Origin of the sequence: Mycobacteroides salmoniphilum, from assembly GCF_004924335.1 — a bacterium.
Lineage (GTDB): Bacteria > Actinomycetota > Actinomycetes > Mycobacteriales > Mycobacteriaceae > Mycobacterium > Mycobacterium salmoniphilum.
In genome coordinates, this window is sequence record NZ_CP024633.1 from 3,143,231 (window position 1) to 3,162,621 (window position 19,391).

General features: G+C 65.5%; 19 protein-coding genes. 9 read left to right on the forward strand and 10 right to left on the reverse strand.

Features of this window, described 5'->3' with window-relative positions:
* Positions 1-204: 204 nt before the first annotated feature.
* Positions 205-1,011, reverse strand: coding sequence for a DoxX family membrane protein (locus tag DSM43276_RS15645; RefSeq protein WP_078329725.1), 807 nt, complete (start codon positions 1,009-1,011; stop codon positions 205-207).
* Positions 1,012-1,081: 70 nt separating this feature from the next.
* Here DSM43276_RS15645 and DSM43276_RS15650 point away from each other — a divergent pair, with 70 nt between their 5' ends.
* Positions 1,082-2,245 (forward strand): PQQ-dependent sugar dehydrogenase, encoded by a 1,164-nt coding sequence (locus tag DSM43276_RS15650; protein WP_078329724.1) that lies wholly within the window; start codon positions 1,082-1,084, stop codon positions 2,243-2,245.
* Here DSM43276_RS15650 and gatB read toward each other — a convergent pair whose 3' ends face one another.
* Positions 2,246-3,745, reverse strand: a complete 1,500-nt coding sequence (gene gatB, locus DSM43276_RS15655; protein WP_078329723.1) for an Asp-tRNA(Asn)/Glu-tRNA(Gln) amidotransferase subunit GatB — start codon at positions 3,743-3,745, stop codon at positions 2,246-2,248.
* A gap of 106 nt (positions 3,746-3,851) precedes the next feature.
* Between gatB and DSM43276_RS15660 the strand changes: the two genes are divergently transcribed.
* Complete coding sequence (locus DSM43276_RS15660; RefSeq protein WP_078329722.1) at positions 3,852-4,235, forward strand: hypothetical protein; 384 nt, start codon at positions 3,852-3,854, stop codon at positions 4,233-4,235.
* Positions 4,236-4,266: 31 nt separating this feature from the next.
* Here DSM43276_RS15660 and DSM43276_RS15665 read toward each other — a convergent pair whose 3' ends face one another.
* The 5 genes from DSM43276_RS15665 to gatC all read right to left on the reverse strand — a co-directional run bounded on the left by DSM43276_RS15665 (position 4,267) and on the right by gatC (position 9,176).
* On the reverse strand, positions 4,267-5,298 hold the full coding sequence (locus tag DSM43276_RS15665) for an ATP-dependent 6-phosphofructokinase (protein ID WP_078329721.1): 1,032 nt from the start codon (positions 5,296-5,298) through the stop codon (positions 4,267-4,269).
* A gap of 37 nt (positions 5,299-5,335) precedes the next feature.
* Positions 5,336-6,832 (reverse strand): carboxylesterase/lipase family protein, encoded by a 1,497-nt coding sequence (locus tag DSM43276_RS15670; protein WP_078329720.1) that lies wholly within the window; start codon positions 6,830-6,832, stop codon positions 5,336-5,338.
* A 30-nt stretch (positions 6,833-6,862) separates the two neighbouring features.
* Complete coding sequence (locus DSM43276_RS15675) at positions 6,863-7,273, reverse strand: hypothetical protein (RefSeq protein ID WP_157896038.1); 411 nt, start codon at positions 7,271-7,273, stop codon at positions 6,863-6,865.
* A gap of 119 nt (positions 7,274-7,392) precedes the next feature.
* On the reverse strand, positions 7,393-8,871 hold the full coding sequence (gene gatA / locus DSM43276_RS15685) for an Asp-tRNA(Asn)/Glu-tRNA(Gln) amidotransferase subunit GatA (RefSeq protein WP_078323942.1): 1,479 nt from the start codon (positions 8,869-8,871) through the stop codon (positions 7,393-7,395).
* Positions 8,868-9,176 carry an Asp-tRNA(Asn)/Glu-tRNA(Gln) amidotransferase subunit GatC gene (gene gatC, locus DSM43276_RS15690; protein ID WP_078329718.1) on the reverse strand — a complete coding sequence of 103 codons (309 nt, stop codon included), beginning with the start codon at positions 9,174-9,176 and terminating at the stop codon, positions 8,868-8,870. The genes gatA and gatC overlap by 4 nt, the downstream gene beginning before the upstream one ends.
* Before the next feature lie 52 nt (positions 9,177-9,228).
* Between gatC and DSM43276_RS15695 the strand changes: the two genes are divergently transcribed.
* On the forward strand, positions 9,229-9,885 hold the full coding sequence (locus DSM43276_RS15695; RefSeq protein ID WP_099051404.1) for an ACT domain-containing protein: 657 nt from the start codon (positions 9,229-9,231) through the stop codon (positions 9,883-9,885).
* Between the two features lie 80 nt (positions 9,886-9,965).
* The gene (locus DSM43276_RS15700) at positions 9,966-11,834 is read left to right on the forward strand and encodes an ArnT family glycosyltransferase (protein ID WP_078329717.1); all 1,869 of its coding nucleotides are present in this window, start codon (positions 9,966-9,968) and stop codon (positions 11,832-11,834) included.
* Positions 11,835-11,930: 96 nt separating this feature from the next.
* Here DSM43276_RS15700 and ligA read toward each other — a convergent pair whose 3' ends face one another.
* Positions 11,931-13,988, reverse strand: a complete 2,058-nt coding sequence (gene ligA, locus DSM43276_RS15705) for an NAD-dependent DNA ligase LigA (RefSeq protein WP_078329716.1) — start codon at positions 13,986-13,988, stop codon at positions 11,931-11,933.
* Positions 13,989-14,040: 52 nt separating this feature from the next.
* Between ligA and DSM43276_RS15710 the strand changes: the two genes are divergently transcribed.
* From DSM43276_RS15710 to DSM43276_RS15730, 5 genes are all read left to right on the forward strand, one after another.
* Positions 14,041-14,448 (forward strand): MmcQ/YjbR family DNA-binding protein, encoded by a 408-nt coding sequence (locus tag DSM43276_RS15710; protein WP_078329715.1) that lies wholly within the window; start codon positions 14,041-14,043, stop codon positions 14,446-14,448.
* A 69-nt stretch (positions 14,449-14,517) separates the two neighbouring features.
* Positions 14,518-15,270 carry an Rv1815 family serine proteinase gene (locus DSM43276_RS15715; RefSeq protein WP_078329777.1) on the forward strand — a complete coding sequence of 251 codons (753 nt, stop codon included), beginning with the start codon at positions 14,518-14,520 and terminating at the stop codon, positions 15,268-15,270.
* A gap of 91 nt (positions 15,271-15,361) precedes the next feature.
* Positions 15,362-16,201: an Rv1815 family serine proteinase gene (locus tag DSM43276_RS15720; RefSeq protein WP_078329714.1), complete on the forward strand. Its 840-nt coding sequence runs from the start codon at positions 15,362-15,364 to the stop codon at positions 16,199-16,201.
* Between the two features lie 5 nt (positions 16,202-16,206).
* Entirely contained in the window at positions 16,207-16,887 is a 681-nt protein-coding gene (locus tag DSM43276_RS15725; RefSeq protein WP_078323935.1) for an Rv1815 family serine proteinase, read from the forward strand.
* A gap of 18 nt (positions 16,888-16,905) precedes the next feature.
* A complete protein-coding gene (locus DSM43276_RS15730; protein WP_078329713.1) occupies positions 16,906-17,760 on the forward strand; it encodes a crotonase/enoyl-CoA hydratase family protein in 855 nt (284 codons plus the stop codon).
* Here the strand turns inward: DSM43276_RS15730 and bluB are convergent.
* Entirely contained in the window at positions 17,757-18,380 is a 624-nt protein-coding gene (bluB, locus tag DSM43276_RS15735; RefSeq protein WP_078323933.1) for a 5,6-dimethylbenzimidazole synthase, read from the reverse strand. The two genes, DSM43276_RS15730 and bluB, sit on opposite strands and share 4 nt — an antisense overlap.
* Positions 18,380-19,390 carry a uroporphyrinogen decarboxylase/cobalamine-independent methonine synthase family protein gene (locus DSM43276_RS15740; protein ID WP_078329712.1) on the reverse strand — a complete coding sequence of 337 codons (1,011 nt, stop codon included), beginning with the start codon at positions 19,388-19,390 and terminating at the stop codon, positions 18,380-18,382. The genes bluB and DSM43276_RS15740 overlap by 1 nt, the downstream gene beginning before the upstream one ends.
* Between the last annotated feature and the right edge of the window lies 1 nt (position 19,391).

Genomic DNA, 19,391 nt, shown 5'->3' on the forward strand with positions numbered 1-19,391 from the left:
GCGGAATGCGAGCAGAATACGGTTTCCGTTGAGATTTCGCCCAACATGAGCGGAATCCGTTGGGATAACACCCTCAGGCTCCGGATTCAGCAACTAGGCCGCCATCGTGGCGGTACACCGAACCGGCAGCGAAACTACGGTTTACGACGCATTTCTCGAGTCGCCGACGCACAATGCGGCGTGTCGGCGCGGGAGAGGTGCGGACTAGGCCAGCGGATTAACTCCGTTGAGGAACACCCAGATGGCGGCCGCGGCACCCAGGCCCAGCAGCACTGCGGCGAAGGACCCCACGAACGGCCTACGGGCCCAGCCACGTCCGGCGTCAAACCCGTACCGACCAGGACCGACGAGGATCACCGCGATGATCGCGACGATCATCAACAGCTCGAACTCGTGCCCGTCGGGCCAAAAGATCGCATACCGGTTCGCCTTGTCGGACACCATGTCGGACAGCAGCACGTTGGCCATGAAGGCCAGCGCGGCCGCGCCGGCCAGTGGTGTGAGCAGGCCGAGCACCAGCAGCACCCCGGCGCCCAGCTCCGCCGTGACGCCGATATAGGTAAGGATGTCGGCGTATTTGAAGCCCCGGTCACTCAGGGTTGCTTCGAAACCGTTAAGTCCGGTCCCGCCCCACCAGCCGAAAACCTTGCGCAGCCCGTGCGCGATGAGCACCGCACCCACGCCGACACGCAGCAACAACAGTCCGAGATCTTGAGTGCCACGACGATCGCCCGTCGGGTCCTGGGTGCCCCACGGCGCGGCATGTCGCGCCTGCACCGCCTCGGAGGATATTTGCGTGGTGGCAGGTTCGGCATAGGGCAGCGGCGCTGGATCGTACAACGGTCCAACCTCTTTCACATCGTGGGAGCTCGTCAGCTTCTCCGCCTGGTAATGCGGGATTGCCGTGGTCTCGAAATCGCCGCCATAGGTGGCCGACGGCACATCATCTTCAGGGTCGACCAGCTCGGGCGGCTTACGCCACGCCTGCGGATCGTCCGAATGACCGGTCACGGGCCCAGCGTAAGTCCATTGGAGGCCCGAATGTGGCGAGCAACGCCGTAAGGTCCGTAATCTTGCGGGCATGCTCATGCGCTCCAGCCCTTCGACGGGACCGACCAATGAGCCATCGGGGAAAAGACTGCTTGTCGGTTCGGTGGCGGCGTTGGCCGGGACGGTGACGCTGTTATCGGGATGTGTGCGGTTCGATCCGACTCAGGATCAGCCGTTCACCGAGGTTCCCCGGCGCGGGGTCGCCCAGACCACTACCACCCCGCCGCCGCCATTGCCGGGTAAACCGTTTCCCAAACAGTGCCCCGCCGACGGCGTGATGCAGGGATGCCTGGAGGCCACCAGCGGGCTCATCATGGGCAGCGACGGCAAGACCGCGCTGGTCGCCGAGCGCGCGACGGGTGTCATCAAAGAAATCGCGACGAGCGCCGAGCCGAAGGTGAAGACCACCATCCCCGTCGACCCGTCCGGGGACGGCGGACTGTCCGACATCGTGCTCTCCCCCTCCTACCAGCAGGACCGGCTGATGTACGCCTACGTCAGCACACCCACCGACAACCGGGTGATACGTGTCGCCGACGGAGACGTACCCAAGGACATCCTGACCGGAATCCCCAAGGGACCCAATGGCAATGCGGGATCGCTGGCGTTCATCAGCCCCACCACGCTGGTGGTACAGACCGGCACCGGCGGCAACCCGGCAGCAGCCAATGATCCGAACTCTTTGGCTGGCAAGGTGATCCGCATCGAACAGCCCACCACCATCGACCAGGCCGCGCCGACGACCGCGATAAGCGGCCTCGGAGACGGCGGCGCCATGTGCGTGGACGCCGCGAACGGCGCGCTGTATGTCACCGACCGCGCACCCGCAGGCGATCGGCTGCAAAAGCTCACCAAGGACGGCAAGATCTCCACCGTGTGGACCTGGCCGGACAAGCCCGGGGTGGCCGGTTGCGCCGCGCTGGACAGCTCGGTGATGGTGAATCTGGTGTTCAACCAGACCACCGTGGTGGTGCGCCAGAACCCCGAGACCGGTGCGGTCACCGGCGATCCCGAGGTGCTCCGCCAGAAGGAGCAGCATGGTCACGTGCGGGCGCTGAAGCTCTCTGCCGACGGAAACGTCTGGGGCGGTTCCATCAACAAGGACTTCGGCACCGCCACCCCCACCGAGGACGTGGTGTTCCCACTGTTCCCGAAGGGCGGCGGATTCCCCCGTGCCAACGACGACCTGGACTAGCTAGCCCTGGCCGCAGGCCTTCAACACCAGATCCTTGACCAGCGCGGCGTCGGCCTGACCCTTGGTCGCCTTCATCACCGCACCGACGATGGCACCCGCGGCTGCCACCTTGCCATCACGGATCTTCTGCGCGACATCGGGATTGGCGGCCAGCGCCTCATCGACCGCAGCCTGGATCAACGAATCGTCGCGCATAACCACCAACCCGCGAGCGGTCATCACCTGCTCGGGCTCACCCTCACCGGCGAGCACCCCGTCGACCACCTGTCGCGCCAACTTGTTGGACAGCTTGCCGTCGTTGATCAATGAGACAACGGCGGCCACCTGAGTCGGCGTGATGGGAAGCTCCGACAGCTCGACCTCACGCGAATTGGCCTGCTGCACCAAGTAGTTACCCCACCACGAGCGTGCTTCTTCGCTGCTGGCTCCCTCCGCGACGGTGGCCTGCACGAGTTCGACGGCACCGTTGTTCACCAGGTCGCGCATCACCTCATCGGAGACGCCCCAATCCTGCTGAATGCGCCCCAGCCGCAGCCAGGGCAGCTCAGGAAGCGTGCCGCGCAGCCCCTCGATCAGCTCGACACTCGGCGCGACGGGCTCCAGATCGGGCTCCGGGAAGTACCGGTAGTCCTCGGCGGTCTCCTTACGACGCCCCGCACTGGTGGAGCCGTCCTGCTCCAGGAAGTGCCGCGTCTCCTGGATGACCTCCTGGCCCGCATCCAGAACAGCTGCCTGACGGCGCATCTCGTAGCGGACCGCCACCTCGACACTCTTGAGCGAGTTGACGTTCTTGGTCTCGGTACGGGTGCCGAACTCGTCGGCACCGGTGGGCATCAGCGACACATTCGCGTCGCAGCGCATGGACCCATGATCCATGCGCACATCGGAAACATCCAAGGCGCGCAACAGGTCCCGCAGCGCTGTCACGTAGGCGCGGGCGATCTCCGGGGCCCGTTCCCCGGTGCCCTCAATGGGCTTGGTAACGATCTCGACGAGCGGCACACCGGCGCGGTTGTAGTCGAGCAGAGACTCGGTGGCCCCGGAGATGCGACCGGTCTCACCGCCGATATGCGTCAGCTTGCCGGTGTCCTCTTCCATGTGGGCACGCTCGATCTGTATCCGCCAGGTAGTGCCGTCGTCCAGCGGAACGTCGAGGTAACCGTTGAACGCGATCGGCTCGTCGTATTGAGAGATCTGGTAGTTCTTCGGCTGGTCCGGGTAGAAGTAGTTCTTGCGGGCGAACCGTCCCCACGGCGCGATCTCACAGTTCAGTGCCAGTCCGATACGGATGGCCGATTCGACCGCCTTCTCATTGACAACCGGCAGCGAGCCCGGCAGACCCAGGCACACCGGGCAGATCTGCGTGTTTGGCTCCGCGCCGAACGCGGTCGGGCAGCCACAGAACATCTTGGTGGCCGTGGACAGTTCGACGTGGACTTCCATGCCGAGCACCGGCTCGTATCGGGTCAGTACGTCGTCGTAGTCCAGCAGTTCTGTCATGCTGCGATCCTAATGGGTCGGCTTTGCCGGCCGAGCAGACGCTTGTTGCGGAGAAAACGCAGGTGATGCACGCATTATCTGTCCGCTCGCGGGTACGGTCGCCGTTATGAGCGGCAGCGTGGTGGTCATCGGCATTGATCCGTACCTGATCGATTTCAGCATGCCCGACTTCGCCCGTACGGGCCTGACCGCCGACGTCATCCAGGAGGGTTTGGACCAGTCCGCCGCGATCCTCAATGCCGAGGGCTACACGGCAGAACTGTGCCTGATCAGCCTGACGCCCGACGAGGTCACCGCACAGCTGACGAGGGCACTTGACGCCCGGCGCTGGGACTGCGTGGTCATCGGCGCAGGCATACGCGCCATGCCCTCGAACCTCGAACTCTTCGAGATCGTGCTCAACGTGGTCCACGCACACGCACCGCACGCGAAGATCTGCTTCAACACCGTGCCCACCGATACCGTGGCCGCCGTCGAGCGGTGGATCTGAGCTCTCGATCTCTGCGCCGGATGACGACGCCTCAGCCGAAGAAGGCGGCCGCGTCGTCGTAGCGATTCTTCGGGACCAGCTTGAGATGACGGGTCGCTTCCGACAACGGCACTCGCCCGATGTCCTGGCCGCGCAGCGACACCATCACCCCGTACTCGCCGGCGTGGGCGGCGTCGGCGGCGTTCACGCCGAACCGGGTAGCCAGCACCCTGTCGAACGGTGTCGGGGTACCGCCGCGCTGCACATGGCCCAGCACGGTGGTGCGGACCTCCTTGTTGATGCGCTTCTCGATTTCGGCGCCCAGCTGCTGGGCCACGCCGGTGAACCGCTGATGCCCAAACTCGTCAATTCCCCCGTCGCGTAACTCCATTGATCCCTCTGCCGGCTTGGCGCCCTCGGCCACCACACAGATGAAATGCGAATCCCCGCGCTGGAAGCGGCCTCTGATCAGGCGGCACACCTCTTCCACGTCGTACGGTACTTCGGGAATCAACGTCATGTGGGCACCGGAGGCCAACCCGGCGTGCAGAGCGATCCACCCCGCATGCCTGCCCATTACCTCCACCAGCATGACGCGCTGGTGTGATTCGGCCGTGCTGTGCAGCCGGTCGATGGCGTCGGTAGCGATGGTCAGCGCCGTATCGAACCCGAAAGTGACATCGGTGCAATCGATATCGTTATCGATTGTCTTGGGCACCCCCACCACCGGCACATTCTCGTCGGCGAGCCAGCTCGCCGCCGTAAGCGTGCCCTCCCCGCCGATCGGGATGAGCACATCGATCCCGTTGTCATCGAGGGTTTGCTTGATCTGGTCCAGCCCGGCACGCAGCTTGTCAGGGTTGGTGCGCGCGGTGCCGAGCACCGTGCCGCCCTTGGTCAGCAGCCGGTCGTTGCGGTCGTCGTTGGCCAGCTGGATACGCCGGTTCTCCAACAGGCCACGCCAGCCGTCCTGAAATCCGACCACCTGCGAGTCGTAGCGGTTGGCGCAGGTTCGGACCACCGCGCGGATGACGGCGTTGAGCCCTGGGCAGTCTCCTCCACCGGTAAGCACTCCGATACGCATAGCCCCATCATGCCTGTGAGCCGGTGAGACGGCAGCGCTACGGAGCCTTCGGCAGGCGACTCGGAACACTCAGCCTGAACCCGGCCCATACCTCGCGACGGTCGGCGCCCAGATTCTGCTCGACATGTGTTGCACGGTCGAAGACCATCAGCGGCCAGTCCGGTCCGCGATATAGCGGCCAGTCCTGACTGGGAACGCCGTTGCGCGCGAAAGCTACCCAGCGTTGTTGCATGTCGTCCACCACACGTGAGGCATCGCGATGTGTAAGGCTGCCGGCCAATAGCGGCCCGGCAGGACCGCGATAATTGCCGAAGACCGCCAGCAGCTCGGTAGCGTGCGACCCCTTCAAACCGGCGGCCCGCACTGTCCAGGGCGCATAGTCGAATTGGTAGGCGTACACCGGCGCGAACTGTTGATGCGCCCCGGCAATCCGCCACACCGAGGACGTGAAGAACATGTCGCCCGCGAGCCGCAACCGCGCGTCCTTCGACGGATATCCCGGATAGGCCGCCAGGATCCGTTCCCGATAACCGGGGCCGCCGCCCGCGAGAATCTCCTGTTGCTCGGGCTCGGACAGCGGCATCGCCTTGATCACCTTCGTGAAGAGCCTGGCCTCATCGGCGTTACTGCCAATGATCAACGGAACACGTTGCGCTTCACCATGTTCCATCGCTTCCACGGGAGACTTGGGCAGATAGTCACCGTCGACCGAAGGACCGAACGGGAAGCTGCCCTCCGCGATCAATCTGCGCTGCGCGCGCAGCAGCCGCCGTGGTGAGGCATTCATCACGGTCGCCGCCGCGTTATCGGGTGCGGCGCCGAGCAGTTGGGCGAAACGCCGGGCGTCATGCGCGATGGCGTCAGCATGGGCGGCGAGGCCACTGGCGGTGCTTTGGATAATCGCGCGATGGAACAGCCCCGCAGCTGCCGGGGTGGCCATCAACGTCTCGACAGCACTGCCGCCCGCGCTCTCACCGAAGATGGTCACGTTGTCCGGGTCGCCCCCGAAGGCGCGAATGTTGTCACGGACCCAGTGCAGGGCCAGCACGAGATCACGCAGGTACACGTTGCTTTCTATGACGTGCTCGGCGTCGGACAGCGAGGACAGATCGAAGGCGCCCAGCGCGCCCACCCGATAGTTCGCCGACACATAGACGCATCCGCGGCGCGCCAGTATCGAACCCTCATAAGGCGGCGAGGCGCTGGCGCCGAGAAAGTACCCACCGCCGTAGATGTAGAACATGACCGGCAGCGGACCATCCGGCAATTCCTCCGGCGTCACCACATTGAGCGACAGACAGTCCTCGCTGCGCCATTTTTGCGGCGTGAACACCTTGGGCTGGTACGGCACCGCGCCAAATCTTGTGCAGCGCCGGACGCCCTCCCAGGGCTGCACGGGACGCGGCGCCCGCAGCCGCAGCGGCCCCACCGGCGGTTCGGCGTAGGGAATCCCCCGGAAACGGCGCATCCCGCGCCGGACAAAGCCTTCAACGACGCCACTGTTGACTCTTACTCGCTTCGGCGCCGCTGCCACGGATGCCAACCTAGCCCCCGAGGCGCGTCGTCATCGCCCGGGGCGCACCGTCGTGGGGCCCGGCCTGGTCGTCACGATGGTCGCGGACGGCGGAGCATTCCCGGGGTCGGGCGTCGACGACAGGTGACGTTCACCGGCAGGAAGACAGTCACGTTCCACCGATCCCCCGCAATCCACCGGTTTCACCTGGACCACCGCCTCGGGAGCCTCGGTGTGGCTCGTCCACACCGCACCGGCGAGAACCGTCGCGCATGCTGCGGCCGCAGCCACCCGACGTATCGACGCTCCATGGCTGCTCGTCACGATCGCGGCACGACGGTACTGGGGCGTGTTTTCGTCTGCGGGACGGTCGCCCGCGGCACCATGTTGCCCGGGTTCGGTCGCGCGGTCAGGTGCGGATCGCCGGAATAATCGCAGGTGGTGTCCGTCTGTACTGAGCATCGGACCGGCACCTGCTGCGTTGCCGCCCTCCCACACCGAACTCTCATATGCATATATGCAAATATGACAGCTCTTTCGGCTAGCACGCCGACAGAAGGCTAATAGTTACCTGTGAATCTCTACAGCGCCGAGGGCAGTGGGCCGCGGGCCGTTTCGTAGGCCGCCCCCACCCGGTACAGCCGGTCGTCGGCGAGTGCGGGAGCCATGATCTGCAGTCCCACCGGGAGCCCGTCATCGGCCGACAGTCCGGACGGCACCGACATTCCGCAGTGTCCGGCCAGGTTCAGCGGCAGCGTGCACAGATCGAACTGGTACATGGCCAATGGGTCATCGACCTTCTCCCCCAGCCGGAATGCGGTGGTGGGCGTCGCCGGGGTCACCAACACGTCCACCTGCTCGTAGGCCTGTTCCAGGTCGCGCTTGATCAGGGTGCGCACCTTCTGCGCCCGGCCGTAGTAGGCGTCGTAGTACCCGGCGGACAACGCATACGTGCCGATCATGATGCGCCGCTTGACCTCTGGGCCAAAGCCCGCGGCCCGGGTGAGCGCCATGACTTCCTCGGCGCTGTGCGTTCCGTCATCGCCAACGCGCATGCCGTACCGCATGGCATCAAACCGAGCCAGATTGGACGACACTTCGGACGGCAGGATCAAGTAGTACGCCGGAAGTGCGTATTCGAAGTGAGGACAGGACACCTCCACCACATCGGCGCCCAGCGCGGTGAGCTGTTCGACGGCCGCGTCGAACGATGCCATCACGCCCGGCTGATACCCGTCACCACGCAACTGCGAGACCACCCCGACGCGAACGCCTTTGAGATCACCGGTGGCACCGGCCCGAGCGGCGGCCACGACATCGGGTACCGGCTCGTCGACCGAGGTGGAGTCGCGCGGATCATGCCCCGCGATCACCTGGTGCAGCAGTGCGGTATCCAGCACGGTGCGCGCGCAGGGCCCGCCCTGATCCAGGGATGACGCGCAGGCCACCAGGCCGTAACGCGAAACCGTTCCGTACGTGGGCTTGACCCCGACTGTCGCGGTCAGCGCCGCGGGCTGACGGATCGAGCCGCCGGTGTCAGTACCGATGGCCAGGGGCGCCTGGAATGCGGCCAGCGCGGCCGCGCTACCGCCGCCCGAACCACCCGGCACCCGCTCGACGTCCCATGGGTTACGGGTGGGCCCGTATGCGGAATTCTCGGTGGAGGAACCCATCGCGAACTCGTCCATGTTCGTCTTGCCCAGGATCGGAATCCCGGCCGCGCGCAGTCTCGCGGTGACCGTCGCGTCGTAGGGCGGAACCCAGTTTTCCAGGATCTTGGACCCACAGGTGGTCGGCATGTCCCTGGTGGTGAAAACGTCTTTGAGTGCCAGCGGAACGCCGGCGAGCGGAGACGGCACCGAGCCGGCCGAAATCGCGTCGTCGGCGTCCTTGGCGGCGGCAAGTGCCTGCTCTCCCGCCACATGCAGGAAGGCTCGATAGGTCTCGTCGGTGCTGGCGATCTGATCCAGATGCGCACGCGTCACCTCAACGGATGACACCTCGCCCGCATGAATCAGCGCGGCCAGAGAGGCGGCGTCTTGCCTGATCAGATCGGTCACTGTTCTTCCCCCAAGATCTGCGGCACCGCGAAACGCCCCTCCGCCACCCGCGGAGCCTGCGCCAGCGCCTGATCGGGGGTCAGGCAGTCGGCAATCACATCGGGCCGTGTGACATTGACCGCATCGAGCGGAGAGCTGGTCGCGTCCACCTCATCGAGCTCTTCGGTGGAAACGGCACTGATCTGGCTGACATGGCCGAGGATCGCGTCGAGTTGCCCCGCGTATCCGTCCAGCTCAGCGTCAGTCAGCGCAAGCCTGGCCAGTCTGGCCAGGTGCGCGACCTCGTCACGGGATATGGCGCTCACGGCTAGACAGCCTAGAGGGCGGCAGTGCCTGACCTGTGCCACAGTGTTGGACGTGCCGTCTTATCTGCTGCGCCTGCAGCTCGCTGACCGTCCGGGCAGTCTCGGATCGGTCGCCGTCGCGCTCGGCACGGTGGGCGCAGACATCCTGTCCCTCGACGTCGTCGAGCGCGGCCCGGGCTACGCCATCGACGATCTGGTCATCGACCTGCCGCCGGGGGCCATGCCCGATTCGTTGCTCACCGCCGCGGAGGCGCTGAACGGGGTGCATGTGCACTCCATCCGCCCGCACACGGGCCTGCTGGAGGCGCATCGCGAGCTGGAACTCATCGACAGGGTGGCCGCCGCCGCGGCATCCGCCCGTCTCGAGGTGCTCGCCCAGGAAGCCCCCCATGTGCTGCGCGCGAATTGGTGCACCGTGGTGCGGCAGGACGGCAGCGGCTTCATTCGGGTGGCCGGAAGTTCCGGGGCTCCGGAAACCCAGGCCACCTCGGCCCCTTGGTTACCGCTGGAGCGAGCGCAGGTCCTCGACACCGCTGCCGACTGGGTGCCGCAACTGTGGAAGGACATGGACACCACCCTGGCGGCCGCACCGCTGGGGTCGGGTGACACCGCCGTAGTGCTGGGTCGTCCCGGCGGCCCGGCGTTCCGGCCCTCGGAGGTCGCCCGCCTGGGCTATCTGGCGGGCATCGTCGCCACCTTGGTGCGGTAGCGGCCGGTTCACAGGAACGGTACAGCCGTCTCTCGGAATCGCCCGGCACACTCACTGGCGTGACTGATATCGACGCGTCCATGAGCAGGACTCGTGAACGACTCATCTTCGCCGCCATTCTGCTGACGATCACCGTGGTGTACCTCTGGGACATCAGCCATAACGGTTGGTCCAACGCCTTCTACGCGGCGGCCGTCCAATCCGGCAGCGAAAGCTGGAAGGCCTGGTTCTTCGGCAGCTTCGATCCGCAGAACTACGTGACGGTCGACAAGCCCGCCGGTGGTCTCTGGCTGATGGGTTTGTCCGCCAGAACCTTTGGCTTCTCCAGCGCCAGCATGCTGATTCCGCAGGCCGTGCTGGCGATTGTGAGCGCCGCCCTGATTCGCGCCACGGTCCGGCGCCAGGCCGGTCCGGGCGCGGGCCTGCTCGCGGCGGCTCTGTTCGCCCTGATCCCCGTGGTCTCGGTGATGTTCCGGCACTCCAACCCCGACGCACCGATGGTGTTCGGCATGGTGGTGGCCGCGTACTTCACCACGCGCGCAATCGACTCCGAGCGTTCTCGAAACGCGGCCGGGTGGCTGGCGCTGGCCGGCATGGGTATCGGGTTCGCGTTCCTGTGCAAGACACTGGAAGGGCTGCTGGTGGCTCCCGCGCTGCTCCTGGCCTATCTGGTGTCCGCAAAATGGCCCTGGAAGACGACGCTCGTACATCTGCTCGGCGCCGGCGCCGCTCTGCTGGTCGCGTCGGGATGGTGGATGGCCGCGGTCGCGCTGACTCCGGCGGCCAGCCGTCCGTACGTCGACAACTCCACCGACAACAGCGAATGGACCCTGGCAGTCGGCTACAACGGACTGGACCGCCTGCTCGGCGACGATTCGAATGGAATGGGCGAAGGCGGCCACGGAAGCGGACCCTCATTCTCCGGCACCCCAGGCATATTCCGACTCTTCCAGGACACCCAGGCCGACCACATCGCTTGGCTGTTACCCACGGCGTTCATCGCACTGATCCTCGGACTCGCCATCGTCAGCAGGACGCCGCAGACTGAGGGCTGGATGGGCCGCCTACGCGCGATCACCACCAATCCCGCAGGGGCAGGGCTCGTTCTGTGGGGCACCTGGATGGTGTCCAACTACGTGATCCTGAGCTACATGGCCAAGCAGTTCCATCCCTACTACACCTCGGCCATGGCCCCCGCCATCGCCGGTTCCCTGGCCATCGGCACGGTTCTGCTCTGGCGGCATCGATCCGAGCGAATCGGCAAGCTGGGGTTGAGTGCACTCACGCTCAGCGCCACCATCATGGCGTTCGTCCTGCTTCGGCGCATACCGGCCTGGCTACCGTGGCTACGCTGGGTCCTGCTGATCGGCGGCATCGCCGCGGCCATTGCCCTCGCGCTTGGCGCGCTCGAGCGCAACGCCCGGTTGCGCTATGCCATTGCCACACTGGCCCTTGCGGTTTCGTTGGGCGGGTCGATCGCCTTCACCATCGCCAACGTCACCACGCCCAAGGTAGGTGGGCTGTCGACCTCCGGCCCGACAATGCCCGACGATGACAAGTTCGGCGGGCGGGAGCCCAAGCCGCTCGATCCCGCACTGGCGGCGTTGATCAGGGATTCCGATGCCAGGTGGCCGGTGGCGACCACCAATACCCGCACGGCCGCTCCCATCCAGTTGGAGACCAACGCGCCTGTGATGGCGATCGGCGGGTTCTCCGGACGCGACAACCCCATCACCCTGCAGCAGTTCATCGGCTACACGCAGGACGGCACGGTCGAGTTCTACGCCGAATCCGTCAAGGACAAAGACAAGCAAGAGGATCAACCACAGAAGGACGGCGATACCAAGCGGGTGGCCGACGAGGTCCAGAAGTGGGTCGAAACCCACTTCTCCTCAAAGGATTACGGAGATCTTCGGGTGTTCGATCTGGCGGTGCCGCCGAAACCCTAGAACCACGGGCCGGGCCGCCTCACACTCCGCCGAGTGTGAAGCTACGGCGAGATTCCGAGGGATTTCTCGCCATAGCGTCACACTCGGCGGCTGGCGTCACGACGCTGGTGGCTCAGGCGGCCCGTCGGCCAGCAGCGCCCGGAAGCCGTCCTCGTCGAGGATCGTCACTCCCAGCTCGACGGCCTTGTCGTACTTGGATCCCGGCGCGTCGCCCACGACAACGAAGGCCGTCTTCTTGGACACCGAGCTCGCGGACTTGCCACCGCGGGCGATGATGGCCTCCTTGGCCTCGTCACGCGAAAACCCTGGGAGTGAACCGGTTACGACGATCGACAAGCCTTCCAGATTGCGCGGTATGGACTCATCGCGCTCATCGGCCATCCGCACTCCCGCGGCGCGCCACTTGTCGACGATGGCACGATGCCAGTCGACGGTGAACCAATCCACCACGGCCGCGGCGATCGTGGTTCCCACGCCCTCCACGGCGGCCAGTTGTTCGACGGACGCACCCTCGATGGCCTCCAATTCACCGAACTCGGTGGCCAGGGCGCGCGCCGCGGTCGGGCCTACATGGCGAATCGACAGCGCCACCAACACACGCCACAGCTGCTGCTGTTTCGCCTTATCCAGGTTGTCCAGCAGTCGGCTTCCGTTGGCGGACAACGACCCATTCTTGGTCGTGAACAGATCGGTGCGCAGCAGGTCATCGGCATTGAGGCTGAACAGGTCGCCCTCGTCCTCGATGACCCCGGCCGACAGCAGCGCGATCGCCGCCTCATAACCGAGCGCCTCGATATCGAAGGCGCCACGCCCCGCCACATGGAAGACCCGCTCACGCAGCTGCGCCGGGCAGCTACGCGAGTTGGGGCAGCGGATGTCGGCATCGCCTTCCTTCTCGTGGGCCAACGTGGTGCCACACTCCGGACACGTTGTGGGCATGACGAATTCGCGTTCGGATCCGTTGCGCAGATCGGCAACCGGCCCCAGCACCTCGGGGATGACGTCCCCGGCCTTGCGGATCACCACGGTGTCGCCGATCAGCACGCCCTTGCGTTTAACCTCGGAGGCGTTGTGCAGGGTCGCCAGGGACACGGTGGACCCGGCCACCTTGACCGGGGTCATGTACGCGAAGGGCGTGACCCGACCGGTACGGCCCACGCTCACCCGGATGTCGAGCAGTTCGGTCGTCGCTTCTTCAGGCGGATACTTGTACGCGATGGCCCAGCGCGGCGCACGCGAGGTGCTACCGAGACGACGCTGCAACGCCACCGTGTCAACTTTCACGACAAGGCCGTCGATCTCGTGTTCCACATCGTGACGATGCTCGGCCCAGTAGTTGACGCGCTCCTGAACCTTCGCGATGCCCCGCACCTTGGTGGTATGAGTGGATACGGGTAATCCCCACTGCCCCAAAGCCAAATAGGCATCATGCAGGCTCGTCGGCGTGAAGCCCTCGACACGGCCAAGCCCGTGACAGATCATCCGCAGCCGACGTCGGGCGGTGATGGCCGGGTTCTTCTGTCGCAAGCTGCCCGCGGCGCTGTTGCGCGGGTTGGCGAACGGCGGCTTACCCTCCTCCACCAGCGAGGCATTGAGCACCCCGAAGTCCTCCAGCCGGAAAAACACCTCGCCACGCACCTCCAAGAGCGCAGGTATCGGGTATTCCTTTGACCCCGTAAGCCTTTCCGGCACATCCTCAATGGTCCTGGCATTCAGGGTGACGTCCTCACCGCTACGTCCATCCCCACGAGTTGCCCCGCGCACCAGCACGCCGTTCTCGTAGACCAACGCGAGTGCCACACCGTCGATCTTCAGCTCACACAGGTACTCGGGTTCTTCACCGATATCTCCGCGAACCCGCGCGTCCCAGGCCGCCAGCTCCTCGGAACTGAATGCGTTGTCCAGGCTCAGCATTCGCTCCAGGTGATCGACCGATCTGAACTCGGTGACGAAACCCGCCCCACCCACGAGCTGCGTCGGCGAATCCGCAGTGCGCAGCTCCGGGTACTGCTCTTCCAGCGCCGTCAGCCTCTTCAGCAGCTCGTCGAACTGGCCATCAGAAATGACGGGGGCGTCCTTGACGTAGTAGCGGAACTGGTGGCCGCGCACCTCTTCGGCCAGCTCACCCCATTGGCGCTGGATGTCGGGATCCATACCGGCAGGCTAACGGACCCGCCCGACAGCACCCGAACTCTACGATGTGCCCATGGGCACACACCCGATTATGTTCACCGAGGACGATCCGGGTCTGGCCGAGCTACGCGAGCTGGCTCTCGCACTGCCCGAGGCCGCCGAACAGATCTCCTGGGGCAGACCTGTCTTCAAGGCCGGAAAGATGTTCGCGATGTTCGGCGGGAACGCCAAGGGCGCAACGCGGGGCGAGATGATCGCCTACCCCTACTCGGTGCTGGTCAAGGTGGACGATTCGGAGCGCCCCGCCCTCGTGCAGGACGAACGCTTCTATTACCCGGCGTACATGGGCCCCTTCGGCTGGCTCGGACTGGATGTCAGCACCACCGACGTGGACTGGGACGAGGTTGCCGAACTTCTCGATGCCTCCTATCGATCGATCGCAACCAAGAGGCTGATCAAGCTGCTCGATCAGCGCGACTGATCCTCTGACAATCCCTACACTCAGTTCACGCTTTGCCTACCACTCAGAGAAGACGGGATGGGATGCAGATTGTCTGTTGCTAACAGATTGTGCGCTGCACTCGGTGCTGCCGCGCTGACCGCAGTCACCATGGCGCCCCAGGCCCTCGCCGATGGCCCCCTCGTGTTTCCGGGGATGGAGATCATTCAGGGAACGCAGAGCTGCACGCTCGGTTTCGTCGATCCCGACGTGCGCTTCGGCCTCACCGCGGGGCATTGCGCCATGGATACCGATGGACCGGTATACGACGCGACGGGCCAACTCATCGGTGTCCTCGTCATCGCCGGTTCCAATCTGCGCGACGGCGAGCGGATCGACGGCGCCAAGTACCTGATCGACTACGAGGCCATCAAGTTCCGCGATGACGTTGCGATCAACGACGTACTCCCCAACGGGATTCGGCTTGAACGCGGCGGCGGAGTCCAGCCGCATACCGGGCTGCCCGTCTGCCGTAATGGTGTCACCACCGGGGAGGCCTGCGGCGCCGTCACCACGGTCAACAACGGCTGGTTCGAAATCGACGGCCTACCCGCCGACCATGGGGACTCGGGCAGTCCGGTGTACTCGATCGCCTCACCCGGGCACGGCTCCATCGTCGGCATTGCGCGGGGAACCACGCGCAGCGTGGACACCGGCGTGGTGCAAACCACTGCGATTTCCTGGTCAACCGTCCTCAATCAACTGCGGGAAGACCTCGAAAAATCACCCGCCACTCCCCCTCCACCTGGGGATTCACCACCCTCGACGCCACTTCCTGCACCACAAGACACCCAATTCGCATAGGCTCGTAGCGACACGGAGAGTCGTGCCGCGTGCTCTCCTCACACTGGTCGGGCTTTGTTGACGGTGAACGTGGCAGACAGAGAGCTATCGCGTGACCAGTGTCGGCGAGAACGGTCGACGGACCGACCCGTGGGGACGGTGGACGGTGTGGGTGGCGGCCCTGGCTGTGCTAGGCGGTCTTGGTCTCACGAACCCGGCTGCGGCACATGCGGATCCGCTGATTTATCCGGGCATGGAGATCATTCAACGCCCACCCGGTAAGGAATCGCTGAGCTGCACCCTCGGATTCGTGGATCCCACCGCGCGCGTCGGCGTCACCGCAGGTCACTGTGGCGGAAATGGGCCGGTGTTCACCAACGACGGCGTGCGTATCGGACAGCTCGCGGTGGCCCAGTCCAACATCAAGCCCGAAGGGCCACTGTCCCGCGACGACTACCGAATCGACTACGAGGGCATCGCCTTCGACGAGGGCGTGCCGATCAACAACGTGCTGCCCAACGGACTACGGCTCGGAGTCGACCCCGCCGTCGTCCCCCGGGACGGCCTGGCGGTGTGCCGAATCGGGATCACCACGGGTGAGGCGTGCGGCGCCATCGCCGGATTCGGCAACGGCTGGTTCCTCGTGGACGGCCTGCCTGCCGACCACGGCGACTCCGGTAGCGCCGTGTACACGGTGACCTCACCCGGCAATGCCGCCATCGTCGGCATCGTGAGTGCGCGATTCACGGCCAACCAGACCCGCCGGGAGTCCACTGTGGCGTTGTCCTGGCCGACGGTGCAACAGCAGATCCGCGAGGACATCGCGGCAGCCGCGCGCCCCCCCGAGTCCGCCAGTCCCGTGGCCATCAATCCGCAGGCGCCGCCCATGGTCCTGCCTCCGGTTCCCTCCGATGACCGCCCGTCCGGTCCCGCGAGAATGGTTGTCCCTTAGCCGCCATGCGCCCGTTCTTGTGGATAACGACCATCGTCGCAGTGCTGTGCGCGCTTCCCGCCGCGAACCCCGCACCTGCACATGCCGACCCGCCGCTGGTGTATCCCGGCATGCTCATTTACCAGGGCTCGCTGAGCTGCACGCTCGGTTACGTCGATCCCGGGCTTCGCGTGGGCATCACGGCTGGGCATTGCTTCAACGGTGACGGCATCGTTCGCAATGGAGACTTCGCGGCGGTGGGACACAAGATCCTGGCGCACGACAACCGTCCCCCCGAGGGCCCGGTGTACGAGAACGAGTACACCATCGACTACGAGGCCATCTCGATCGATGACGGATTGCCCGTTAACGACGTGATGGCCAACGGTCAACGGCTCGAACGTGATGACACGGTCACTCCCGATGTCGGAATGCCGGTCTGCCGCACCGGCTTTACCACGGGCGATGCGTGCGGATCGGTGACCCGACTTGGCAACGGCTGGTTCAGGTTTAACGGCCCCGTGATCGCCAAGGGCGATTCCGGGGGCCCGGTGTACACCCATGTCGGTGACCGCACCGTGCTCGTCGGCATCATTCGCGGTTTCATGACCAGCCAATCCGGCGATGACGTGCAGTCCTGGGCGATGTCCTGGCCATCGGTGGTCAAGCAACTCCGCGAGGACCGCAAGGGCCTGCTGCCCGCCTGAACCCGTAGGCTCACGCCCATGTCTGATTCTCTTCGCGCAAGCGGCTCATCGGCGAGCGACTGGAAAGCCTTCACCGTTGAGACCACCGGGCACATCGCCCAGGTCACCCTCATCGGGCCCGGCAAGGGCAATGCGATGGGACCCGATTTCTGGCGGGAATTGCCGCTGATCTTCACCGAGCTCGACGCGGACCCGGAAGTGCGAGCGATTGTTCTTGCCGCCGCGGGTGCCAATTTCAGCTACGGATTGGATCTGCCCGCGATGGCAGGCACCTTCATGCCGCTGATGGCCGAGAAGGCATTGGCGAAACCGCGCACCGACTTCCTCGACGAGATACGCCGGCTGCAAGCCTCGGTGACCACCGTCGCAGACTGCCGCAAGCCGGTGATCGCCGCGGTGCAGGGCTGGTGCATCGGCGGTGGCGTTGACCTCATCGCGGCCGCCGACATCCGGTACGCGAGTGCCGGGGCGAAGTTCAGCGTGCGCGAGGCCAAGGTCGCGATTGTGGCGGATATTGGCTCACTGCACCGCCTTCCGCCGATCATCGGCGATGGCCACCTGCGCGAACTCGCGTTCACCGGCAAGGACATCGACGCGGCACGGGCCGAGAAGATCGGACTCGTCAACGATGTGTTCGACACTGCAGAGGCAACGCTGGCGGCCGCACACGCCACCGCCGCGGAGATCGCGTCCAATCCACCGCTGGTGGTGCAGGGCGTCAAGGACGTGCTGGGCCGCGAGCGCGAGAGTGTCGTCGCTGACGGCCTCAAGTACGTCTCGACGTGGAACGCCGCGTTCCTGCCGTCGGAAGACCTGCAGGAAGCCATCGGCGCGGTCTTCGAGAAGCGCGATCCCGACTTCAAGGGACGCTAGATCTCCCGGTAGCGGCCCCAGTGCACCGCGTCCTCCAGGGGGCGCCCGTTACGCCAGCCGAAGCGCTCCAGGTCGGGGCGCTCGGCGAACTCACGTACCGGTCCGACGCACAGCCAGGCGATCGGCCTGATATGCGTTGGTGCGTCTATTAATTGGGCCAGGAACTGTTCCTCGTAGAAGGACACCCAGCCGACGCCGATCCCTTCGGCGACCGCGGCGAGCCAGAGGTTCTGGATGGCGAGCACCGCCGAGAACAGCCCGGCGTCCGCAATGGTGTGCCTACCCAGGACGTGCGGACCGCCACGGCCATGGTCGTAGGTGACCACCACCCCGGTGCCGCTTTCGCAGATGCCTTCAATCTTGATGGGGTCAAAGGTGGTTCGCCGTTCCTCCGGCAGGCTGTCGGCGAATCTCTGGCGCTGTTCGGCGACATGCGCCGCGAACTTCTCCAGCGTCTGCGACTCGCGCATCACCACGAAATCCCAGGGCTGGCTGTTCCCGACGCTGGGCGCACGATGCGCAGCCTGGAGCAGCTTCATCAACGTCGCGTCGTCGACAACCTGTCCGGTGAACTCGGCACGGACGTCCCGGCGGGTAGCGATGGCCTGATAGACGTCCATCACAGTGCATCCGGGTCGGCATCGATCAGATCGCTGACCTTGCGCGTCAATTCGGTTGCGGTACGTGCCCATGGGAGGTCCGCACCGGCAAGCCCGCATCCGGCGCTGATGCAGATGCGATCACGCAGCACGGCACGCCCGAAGCCCAGTTTGTCCGCGAGCGCCGCGGTACGGGTTGCGAGTAGTTCGGACGATATCGGCACCGACGGTGGGGCGGAGGGGACCACGCCGAGGATCGCGATCTTCCCGGTGTCCAGCACCGAGGCCAGACCATCGAGCGCCCGCGCATCCGTCAGATATTCGGAATCCACCGCGATCCCACGAATATTGGCCCCGCGCAACAGCTCCCAGGGAGGATCTGCGGCGCAGCAATGCACCACCAGCTCACCGCCCACCGCGGCGGCACACAGGTTCAACAGCGAGATCGCCGTCGGTACGTCGACCGGATGTACCGGTGAGAACATGCTGGTTCCGGACAGCCTGCCGTCCAGCGCGGCGGGCAGGGACGGTTCATCGAGCTGCACCACCACGGGAACACCGAGCCTGCGAGACAGCGTGGCTTGATGCAGCGCCAGTCCCTCTGCCAAGGAGGCCGCAAGGTCCCGCACCGCACCGGGATCGGTGATCGCGCGATGGCCGTTGGGAAGCTCCAATTGCGCGGCCAGCGTTATCGGCCCGGGGCCCTGTACTTTCACCGCGCGTTCGCTATCCCGATGCCCGCCGCGCTCCCACTCCTCTTCGAGTGCATCCATGTCCTCGTCAAGAAATCCGCGTGCCCGTCGGACCACCGCACCGGGCCGGGCGGTGGTCCGGTAGCCGGTGGGTACCACATCGACGGCGATATCGACCAGCAGTGCGGCGGCCCGTCCGATCAGATCGGCACCGACCCCGCGCGCGGGCAGCTCCACGATATGGGGCAGCGGCAGCTCGGCCACCACGATCTCGGTCGCGGCACGCGCCTCTTGACCCGGCCAGGAGCCGACGCCAGTTCCGTTCGCCCATACATTCACA